The organism is Hyalangium sp. (genome assembly GCF_035629615.1).
Taxonomy (GTDB): Bacteria; Myxococcota; Myxococcia; order Myxococcales; family Myxococcaceae; genus Hyalangium.
Genome location: NZ_DASPHO010000062.1, coordinates 1 through 9,378, shown reverse-complemented (window position 1 = coordinate 9,378; position 9,378 = coordinate 1). Strand labels below are relative to the sequence as shown.

The 9,378-nt window shown below is 68.7% G+C and carries 5 protein-coding genes; 4 read left to right on the top strand and 1 reads right to left on the bottom strand.

What is annotated here, in order from left to right:
* The coding region (locus VD972_RS02860; RefSeq protein ID WP_324980357.1) for a DUF885 domain-containing protein at nt 1-971 on the top strand (971 nt) is incomplete at its 5' end.
* Between the two features lie 125 nt (nt 972-1,096).
* Complete coding sequence (locus VD972_RS02855; RefSeq protein WP_324980354.1) at nt 1,097-2,206, top strand: M35 family metallo-endopeptidase; 1,110 nt, start codon at nt 1,097-1,099, stop codon at nt 2,204-2,206.
* 68 nt (nt 2,207-2,274) lie between these two features.
* Here the strand turns inward: VD972_RS02855 and carB are convergent, their stop codons facing one another.
* Nucleotides 2,275-5,514, bottom strand: a complete 3,240-nt coding sequence (carB, locus tag VD972_RS02850; RefSeq protein ID WP_324980350.1) for a carbamoyl-phosphate synthase large subunit — start codon at nt 5,512-5,514, stop codon at nt 2,275-2,277.
* Nucleotides 5,515-5,646: 132 nt separating this feature from the next.
* On the opposite strand from carB, the gene VD972_RS02845 reads away from it, so the two are divergent.
* Together VD972_RS02845 and VD972_RS02840 are read left to right on the top strand one after the other, a co-directional pair.
* On the top strand, nt 5,647-6,561 hold the full coding sequence (locus VD972_RS02845; RefSeq protein ID WP_324980347.1) for a hypothetical protein: 915 nt from the start codon (nt 5,647-5,649) through the stop codon (nt 6,559-6,561).
* A gap of 81 nt (nt 6,562-6,642) precedes the next feature.
* Nucleotides 6,643-9,378: WD40 repeat domain-containing serine/threonine protein kinase (locus VD972_RS02840; protein WP_324980344.1), on the top strand; the 2,736-nt coding region annotated here is incomplete at its 3' end.

The window sequence follows — 9,378 nt, the reverse complement described above, 5'->3', positions numbered from 1 at the left end:
AGGGCGTCACCGAGGACATCGACTCGCTGCTCGCCTGGGGCCAGACGGAGCTGAAGCGCACCCAGGCTCAGTTCCGCGAGGTGGCCGCGCGCCTTGGCCCCGGCAAGGCGCCCATGGACGTCTACCGCGAGCTGGGCAAGGAGCATCCTACCCCGGCGGAGCTGGTCCCCAGCACGCGCGCCACGCTGGAGGAGATACGCCAGTTCCTCGTGGACCAGCGCCTCATCACCATTCCCAGCGAGGTCCGCGCCCTGGTGGCCGAGACGCCCGCCTTCAACCGCTCGCTCTCATTCGCCAGCATGAACATGCCCGGGGCCTTCGAGACGCGCGCCACGGAGGCCTACTACTACGTGACGCCGCCCGAGCCCACGTGGAGCGCCGAGCAGACCGAGCAGCACATGAGCTTCTATAACCGCTACGCGCTGCAGATTGTCTCCATCCACGAGGCCTACCCCGGCCACTACGTGCAGCTCCTGTGGGCTCACCGGGTGGACTCGAAGGTGCGCCGGATGCTGGGCTCGGGCTCCTTCATCGAAGGCTGGGGGCTCTACACCGAACAGATGATGCTCGACGCGGGCTACGGCGGCACCGGCCCCAGCGCGGACAAGCTGCGCCTCAACCAGCTCGCGCTCTACCTCCAGCGCCTGGCGCGCTACATGGTGGGCCTCTCCCTGCACACGCGCGGGATGACCTACGAGCAGGCCGTGCGCTTCTTCGAGGTGGAGGCGTACATGACGCGCACCAACGCTGAGCGCGAGGCTCGCCGCGGCACCTCCGATCCCACCTACCTCATCTATGCGCTGGGCAAGAAGATGCTGATGGAGCTGCGCGAGGACGCGCGGGCGAAGTGGGGCGAGGGCTTCACGCTCCTGCGCTTCCACGACCAGGCCGTCTCCTACGGCTACCCGCCCGTCCCCGTCCTCCGCCGGCTGATGCTGGGGGACGCCCCCCAACCTCCCCCAGCCCACTGAGCGCTGGCCGAGATTCGGCATTTTCTAAGAATCCGAGAAATCATGGGCCTCCTGAGTTATCATGGAGCTGCTCCCTGGGGGCGTCCGCACTCGGGGGGCATTCCCCCAACAAGGAAGTCCGCGACATGAACCATCTCATTCAAGGCCGTCTCTGGCTGATCGGCTCCATCGTCAGTGTTTCGCTCATGGGGGCCTGCGCCCCCGAGGATGAAGGCGCGCTCACCGAGAGTGCACAGGTGCTCGAGGCGCACGCGGAGGAGCAGGAGCTCTCGGCTGGAACGGAGCTCCGGGGGCTGGAGGTCACCCTGTCCGCGGACAAGGCCTCCATCGGCGCCAAGGAAGAGGCGCTGGTGAAGGTGACGCTGCGCAACAGCGGGCCCTCCCGGAGCGTCGGTCCCGCCAAGGCCATCAAGCTGCTCAAGTGGTTCACCCCGGCCGAGGGCCTGGAAGAGTCGCTGTTCGTGGTGACGCGCGAGGGCGCCCAGGTGGCCTATGAGGGGCCCCACTTCAAGCGCTCGGCGGCGCAGGAGTCGGACTACCTCACGCTCAAGCCGGGTGAGAGCCAGACGTGGACGGTGGATCTGGCGGAGGCCTACGATCTGTCGCGGACGGGCAGCTACACCATCCGGTTCGCCGTGGGCTCGCTGGCGTCCAACGAGCTGCAGCTGCGAATCGAAGGCCGCGGCAGCAAGCAGTACAAGGCCCAGCCGGAGGTGACGATCCAGGCCGTGTCGTTCAGCAAGTGCGACAGCACCCAGCAGTCCACGGTCCTGCAGGCGCTGAGCGCCGCCAGCAACTATGCCAACGCCTCGGTGAGCTACCTGAACGGCACGCCCTCGGCCACGCCGCGCTACACCACCTGGTTCGGTGCCTACTCAAGCAGCGGCTGGAACACGGCGAAGAGCCACTTCATCGCCATCAAGGACGTCTACGACACCAAGACGGTCACCTTCGACTGCAGCTGCAGGAAGAAGTACTACGCCTACGTGTACCCGAACCAGCCGTACAAGATCTATCTGTGCAGCGTGTTCTGGCAGGCGCCGATGACGGGCACGGACTCCAAGGCCGGCACGATCATCCACGAGACGAGCCACTTCACCGTGGTGGCGGGCACGGATGACTGGGCCTACGGCCACAGCGCTGCCAAGAGCCTGGCGATCTCCGATCCGACCCGGGCCTTGAACAACGCGGACAGCCACGAGTACTTCGCCGAGAACACCCCGGCCCAGCAGTAGGCCGAGGCGCGCTCACGAGAGGCGGGAGCGGAAGACGCTCCCGCCTGGTTGCTACCGGTGTCCGGGGTCTACGTGGAGCGCGGCATCAGCTTCAGGTAGTCCTGCAGCGGCTTCACGCTCAGCTCCGAGCGCCGCAGGGCCTCCAGCGCCCCGACTGCCATGCGGGCCTGCTGCACCGTCGTGTAGTACGGGATCCCGTGCATGAGGGACTCGCGCCGGATGGAGAAGCTGTCGGAGATCTCCTGCTTGCCGAACGTGGTGTTGATCACGAGCCGGATCTCCCCGTCGACGATCTTGTCCACGATGTTGGGCCGGCCCTCCTTCACCTTCTGCACCCGCTGGGCCTGGATGCCCTTGGTGGCCAGGTATGCGTGGGTGCCGCCCGTGGCCACCAGCTCGTAGCCCATGGCGCGCAGGCGCCGGGCCAGATCCACCACTGCCGGCTTGTCCTCGTCCTTGACGGAGATGAACACCCGGCCCTCGCGCGGCAGCTTCACCCCCGCCGCGAGCTGGCTCTTCGCGAACGCCGAGGCGTAGTCGTCCGCCAACCCCATCACCTCGCCCGTGGACTTCATCTCCGGCCCGAGGATCACGTCCACGCCCGCGAACCGGGCGAACGGGAACACCGACTCCTTCACGGCGACGTGCTTGAACTCGACCTCCTGCGTGTGGCCGAGCTCCTCGAGCGTCTTGCCCACCATGCACAGCGCCGCCAGCTTCGCCAGGGAGACGCCGGTGGCCTTCGAGATGAACGGCACGGTGCGGCTGGCGCGCGGGTTCACCTCGAGGATGTAGATCGTCTTCCCCTGGGTGGCGAACTGCACGTTCATCAGCCCGATCACCTTCAGCTCGCGGGCCAGGGCGATCGCCTGATCCTTCATCCGCTCCACCAGATCCGGCGACAGCGAGTGCGGAGGCAGCGTGGCGGCCGCGTCTCCTGAGTGCACACCCGCCTCCTGGATGTGCTCCAGCACTCCGCCCACCAACACAGCCCCCGTCCGGTCCGCCACCAGATCCAGATCCACCTCAATGGCGTCCTTGAGGAAGCGATCGATCAGCACCGGGTGCTCGGGCGAGGCACTCACCGCCTCGCGCATGTAGCGCTCCAGGCTTGACGCGTCGTACACCGTCTCCATGGCCCGGCCGCCCAGCACGTAGCTGGGGCGCACCATCACCGGGTAGCCGATGCGCTCGGCGATGCGGAACGCCTCCTCGTGGCTGCGGGCCACGCCGTTCTCCGGCTGCGTCAGTCCCAGCTTCTCGATCAGCTTCGAGAAGCGCTCGCGATCCTCGGCTCGATCGATGGCATCCGGCGAGGTGCCCAGCACGGCCAGCCCGGCCTTCTCCAGCGGCACGCTCAGCTTCAGCGGCGTCTGGCCACCAAACTGGACGATGGCCCCTATCGGCTTCTCGCGCTCGGCCACCTCGAGCACGTCCTCGATGGTGAGCGGCTCGAAGTACAGGCGATCCGAGGTGTCGTAGTCCGTGGACACCGTCTCCGGGTTGCAGTTGACCATCACCGTCTCGTACCCGGCCTCGCGCAACGCGAACGCGGCGTGCACGCAGCAGTAGTCGAACTCGATGCCCTGGCCGATGCGGATGGGGCCGCTGCCCAGGATGAGCACCTTCTGGCGATCCGTGGGCGGCGCTTCGTCCTCCTCCTCATAGGTGGAGTACAGGTAGGGCGTGTAGGCCTCGAACTCCGCGGCGCACGTGTCCACCCGCTTGTAGACGGGACGAATGCTCCGGGCGTGCCGGTGCGCCCGCACCTCCGCCTCGGGATAGCCCAGCAGCTGCCCCAGGTACCGATCCGAGAAGCCATGCGACTTGGCCTCGCGCAGCGCGTCGTCCGGGATCTGGTCCAGCCGCCCGAACTCCTGCAGCGTCTGGGCCCGCTGCACCAGATCCTCGATCTTGCGGAGGAACCATGGATCGATGGCGGACAGCTCGTGCACCTTCTCCACCGAGAAGCCCTCGCGGAAGGCCTGGGCCACGTACCAGGGGCGATCGGGGCGGGGCACCCGCAGGGCCTCGCTCAGCACCTTCTCCCGCTCGTCCTTGTCCGCGGGCAGATCGATGGGCTCCAGCGCCAAGCGGCCCGCCTCCATGGAGCGCAGCGCCTTCAGGTACGCCTCGGAGAAGGTGCGCCCGATGGCCATCACCTCGCCCACCGAGCGCATGCTCGTGGTGAGTGTCCGGTCCGCACGGGGGAACTTCTCGAAGTTGAAGCGCGGGATCTTCACCACCACGTAGTCGATGGTGGGCTCGAACGAGGCCGGGGTGTCGCGGGTAATATCGTTGCGCAGCTCATCCAGCGTGTAGCCCAGCGCCAGCTTGGCGGCGATCTTCGCGATGGGGTACCCGGTGGCCTTGGAGGCCAGGGCGCTGGAGCGCGACACGCGCGGGTTCATCTCGATGACCACGATGCGCCCGTCGCGCGGGTTGACGCCGAACTGGATGTTGGAGCCGCCCGTGTCGACGCCGATCTCGCGGATGATCTTCAGCGAGGCCTCGCGCAGGCGCTGGTACTCGCGATCGGTGAGCGTCTGCGCGGGGGCCACGGTGATGGAGTCGCCCGTGTGGACGCCCATGGGATCCAGGTTCTCGATGGAGCAGACGATGATGACGTTGTCCGCCGAGTCCCGGACCACCTCCAGCTCGTACTCCTTCCAGCCGAGCACGCTCTCCTCCACCAGGATGGTGGAGGTGGGGCTCGCCTTGAGGCCGGAGCGGCAGATCGCCTCGAACTCGTCGCGGTTGTAGGCGATGCCACCGCCCGTGCCGCCCAGGGTGAACGAGGGGCGGATGATGGCCGGAAAGCCGAGCTCGCCGATGAGCGCCAGCGCGTCGTCCAGCGACTTCGCGTAGCCGCTCTTGGGCAGCGCCACGCCGATCTTCTGCATGGCTGCCTTGAAGAGCTGCCGATCCTCGGCCTTGTTGATGGCCTCCAGCGAGGCGCCGATCAGGCGCACGCCGTACTTCTCGAGGATGCCCTGCTCGGCCAGGGCCTTGGCGAGGTTGAGGGCCGTCTGGCCGCCCATGGTGGGCAGCAGCGAGTCGGGCCGCTCGGCGGCGAGGATCTTCTCGGCGGCCTCCACGGTGATGGGCTCGATGTAGGTGCGGTGAGCGAACTCCGGGTCCGTCATGACGGTGGCGGGGTTGCTGTTGAGCAGCACCACCTCCACGCCCTCGTCCCGGAGCGCCTTGATGGCCTGCGTCCCCGAGTAGTCGAACTCCACGGCCTGGCCGATGACGATGGGCCCCGACCCGATCACGAGAACTTTGCGGATATCAGTACGCTTGGGCATCGGGGGGGCCCAATAGCAACGTCGCCCCGCACATGCACGCGGTGAGTTGACCTGCCTCGTCGCCTGCCAGAGGAGGGACCCAGGCCATCCGGGCGTGGCTCTGGTAAAACCCCTGCGCCCCTTGGAGGTGTCATGCGTCGCTGGTCCCTGGCCCTGCTCGTCACCCTCGCCTCACCTGCTCTCGCCCAGGCGCCCGCGCCAGCGGCCGAGCCGGCTCAGGCCCCGCCCGCCGCCCCGGCTCCCGAGGCCAAACCTCCTGAGGCCAAGGCTCCGCCCCCGGCTCCCGCTGCCGAGCCCAAGCCACCGCCCACCGAGGCCAAGGCTCCCCCCCCTGCTCCCGCTGCCGAGGCCAAGCCGCCCCCTGCTGAGGCCAAAGCTCCGCCTCCAGCTCCCACTGCCGAGCCCAAGGCGCCCCCTGCTGAAGCCAAAGCGGCGCCCTCTGAACCCCCAGCGACCCCCGCTTCGGGAGCCAAAGCCCCACCTCCTGCAGCTGCGGCGGCCCAGCCGGCCCCAGCTCCGGTGCCTTCCCCAGCGACGCCAAAGGTGGCGGCCCCAGCCCCTGCGGCGGCTGTTCCGGCCCCGAAGCCCCCGGTCGCCCAGCCGCCCCCTGCTCCAGCTGCCGCACCGGTAGCGGCGAAGGAGCTCGACGCGGAGGGATTCAGGCGTCAGCAGGTAAAGCTGGAGGCGCGCTCCATCCTGGAGAACCTCCTCACAGGAGACGCACGGGGAGCGGCGAGCACGCTGCACTACCCGTTCCAGCTCGAGGACAAGCGGTACAACACTCCCGAGGAGCTGGTGGCCGCCTGGGTGAAGCAGCTCCGCATGAAGCGCACGGACCTGATGACGCTCTACGACATCGAGGTCCTCTCGATCGCGGAGATGGAGAAGAAGTACGGCAAGCCGCCGGCGCGACTTGGTCTCGGCTCCCTGTCCATGAAGGATCTGGACCTCTTTGTAGCGGTGGGCAACCTCTCCGGGCGCGCGGCCGTCCTGGTCTTCCGCGCCCCGTTGGGCGCCCCTCCCAGGGCCTTGGCCTACACGGACTGACGTACAGGGCTTGTGGACCTCTATCGCCGCAGGAGGCGATATTGGCGGCGCAGCACGGGAATGCCGCCACTGGAGGTCCTCATGAAGCAGGACGATCCCACCATGACCCTGCCTGGAGCCAGGAAAGAGGGCTCCAGCCCAGGGCTGGGATCAACGCGGCGTGGCCGAGCGCGCTCCTCTCCGCTCCCCACTCCCAAGGCGCTGCCCTCGGTGGAGGTGGATCGCTACGACATCTCCGGAGAGTTCGCCCACGGCTCCATGGGCCGCATCCTCGAGGCCTGGGATCACCGCCTGGACAGGCCCGTGGCGATCAAGGAGCTCCTCTCCCTGAGCGGCGAGCTGGAGGTGCGCTTCGTCTCCGAGGCGCTCATCACCGCCCGCCTCCAACACCCCTCCATCGTCCCTGTCTACGAGGCCGGGCGCTGGACCACGGGCTCACCCTTCTACGCGATGAAGCTCGTCTCGGGCCGCTCGCTCGCGGACGTCATCGCCGAGAAGACCACCCTGGAGGAGCGGCTCGCGCTGCTGCCCCACGTGCTCGCGGTGGCCGAGGCCATCGCGTACGCCCACTCCGAGCGCATCATCCACCGCGACCTCAAGCCCTCCAACGTGCTGGTGGGTGCCTTTGGTGAGACGGTGGTCATCGACTGGGGGCTGGCCAAGTCGCTCTCCCAGGACGACGACACCGGGGTCAACGCCACACCCACTCCCGCCAGCGCGGATGCTTCCCTCACCCATCATGGCGCGGTGGTGGGCACCCCGGCGTACATGCCCCCGGAGCAGGCCATGGGCCAGCCCGTGGACGAGCGCGCCGATGTCTACGCGCTGGGCGCCATCCTCTATCACCTGCTCGCGGGGAGGCGGCCCTATGACAAGGGCGGGTCCTTGCAGGTGCTCGACGAGGTGGTGCGAGGCCCGCCTGTGCCGCTCGGCGAGCGTCAGAGTGGCATTCCCGCCGACCTGCTGGCCATCGTGGCCAAGGCCATGGCCCGCAGCCCCTCCGAGCGCTACGCCACGGCCCTGGAGCTGGCGGAGGACCTGCGGCGCTTCCAGACGGGGCAGATCGTCGGCGCCCACGTCTACTCCGTGGCCGAGCGGTTCCGGCGCTTCGTCCGGCGTCACAAGGCCGCCGTCTCGGTTTCCGCGGTGGCCCTGCTGGCGCTGATCACCCTGGGGACCGTGAGCATCCTCCGCATCCTGGTCGAGCGAGACCGCGCCGAGCGCGAGCGGGCCGTGGCGGAGCTGGCTCGGAGTGACTCGGAGCGCGCACGCCAGCAGACGCAGGAGCGGGCGGATGAGCTCACCCTGCTGCACGCCCGCACCGCGGTGGAGCGCGATCCCAACGAGGCCATCACCTGGCTGCGCAGCCTCTCGCCGGCCTTCACCCGCTGGTCCGCGGTGCGAACCATCGCGGCGGATGCGCAGGCTCGCGGCTTCGCCTCCATCCTCCAGGGGCACGCGCAGACGATCAATGACGTGGCCTTTACCCGCGACGGTAAAGCCCTGGTCACCGCCAGCGACGATGACACGGTCCGCATCTGGGATCTGGAGCGCGGCACCGTCCGCATCCTCACTGGGCACACCGATGAGGTCTGGCGCCTCGAGCTCTCGCCCACGGGCCGCTTCGTCGCCACCGCGGGTAAGGAACAGGCCGTGCGCCTCTGGGATCTGGAGACAGGCGAGCAGCGATGGCTCGCGAGCCACCCAGGGCCGGTCTACGGCATCGCGTTCACCCCAGATGGCCGGCACCTCGTCACGGCCAGCCGAGGGGACGACCTGCTGCGCTTCTGGGACGTGGCCACCGGCGCTCTGGCGCGAACGATCACGACCGGGCTGGGCCTCCTCAATCAGGTCGTGCTCTCACCGGACGGACGGTATGCGATCGTCCAGCCCCGGAAGCTCCCACGCGCCCAGCTCTGGGACTTGCAGCAGGGCACCTCGCGCACGCTGGAGCACGCCGGGCCAGTGACGGCGGTCGCGCTCTCGCCCCGGGGGGACGTCGCCGCCACGGGCTCCCTGGACCAGACCGTGCGTGTCTGGGATCTTCGGACCGGCAAGGGCCGGATCCTCGGAGACTCGGTGGGTGCCACCACGTGGCTCGCCTTCTCGCCGGACGGAGCGCGACTGGCCGCCGGGGCCTCGGAAGGGCAGCTCCGCCTGTGGAACCTGAGCACGGGCCGGAGCGAGCTGCTGGGGAGCCATGAAGGCCGCATCAACCAGGTCCACTTCTCCCGGGACGGACAGCTCCTGGGCACCACCAGCGATGACCGCACCGCGCGGCTGTGGGATCTGACGACGGGGCACAGCCGAGTGCTGCGAGGGCCCACTGGAGCCGTGTTCCCGCTCGACTTCTCCCCGGATGGGCGGCGGATCGCCGTGGGCAGCTATGACGCCACCGCGCGCCTCTTCGCGGTGACGGCAGAGGCCAACCGCCTCCTCGCGAAGACCCCCTCGTACCTCGACATGCTCGTGGCCTCTCCCGATGGCCGACGCCTCGCCGCGATGGGTACGGACGGCACGCTGCGGCTGGTCGATGTGGCTACAGGAAGCGTCAAGCTCTTGGAGAACACCGGCATCAACGAGAGCGCTCCCTTTCAGTTCTCACCAGAGGGCCGGTGGCTTGTCGTGGGAGGAAAGGACGGCCGGGTGCGTCTGTGGGACGTCGCCACCGACCCGGTCGCGCGCCAGCTCGAAGGCCACACCGGCACGATCACCGCCCTGGCCTTCTCTCGCAGCGGGAGGAGCCTCACCACCGCGGATGCAACGGGTGAGGTGCGGCTCTGGGAGCTCAACTCGGGGCAGGCGCGCTCGCTCGGA

Excerpts from the sequence above, each read along its gene's own strand:
- VD972_RS02855 (WP_324980354.1), top strand. The coding sequence starts at position 1,097 with ATGAACCATCTCATTCAAGGCCGTCTCTGGCTGATCGGCTCCATCGTC.
- carB (WP_324980350.1), bottom strand. The coding sequence starts at position 5,514 with ATGCCCAAGCGTACTGATATCCGCAAAGTTCTCGTGATCGGGTCGGGG.
- VD972_RS02845 (WP_324980347.1), top strand. The coding sequence starts at position 5,647 with ATGCGTCGCTGGTCCCTGGCCCTGCTCGTCACCCTCGCCTCACCTGCT.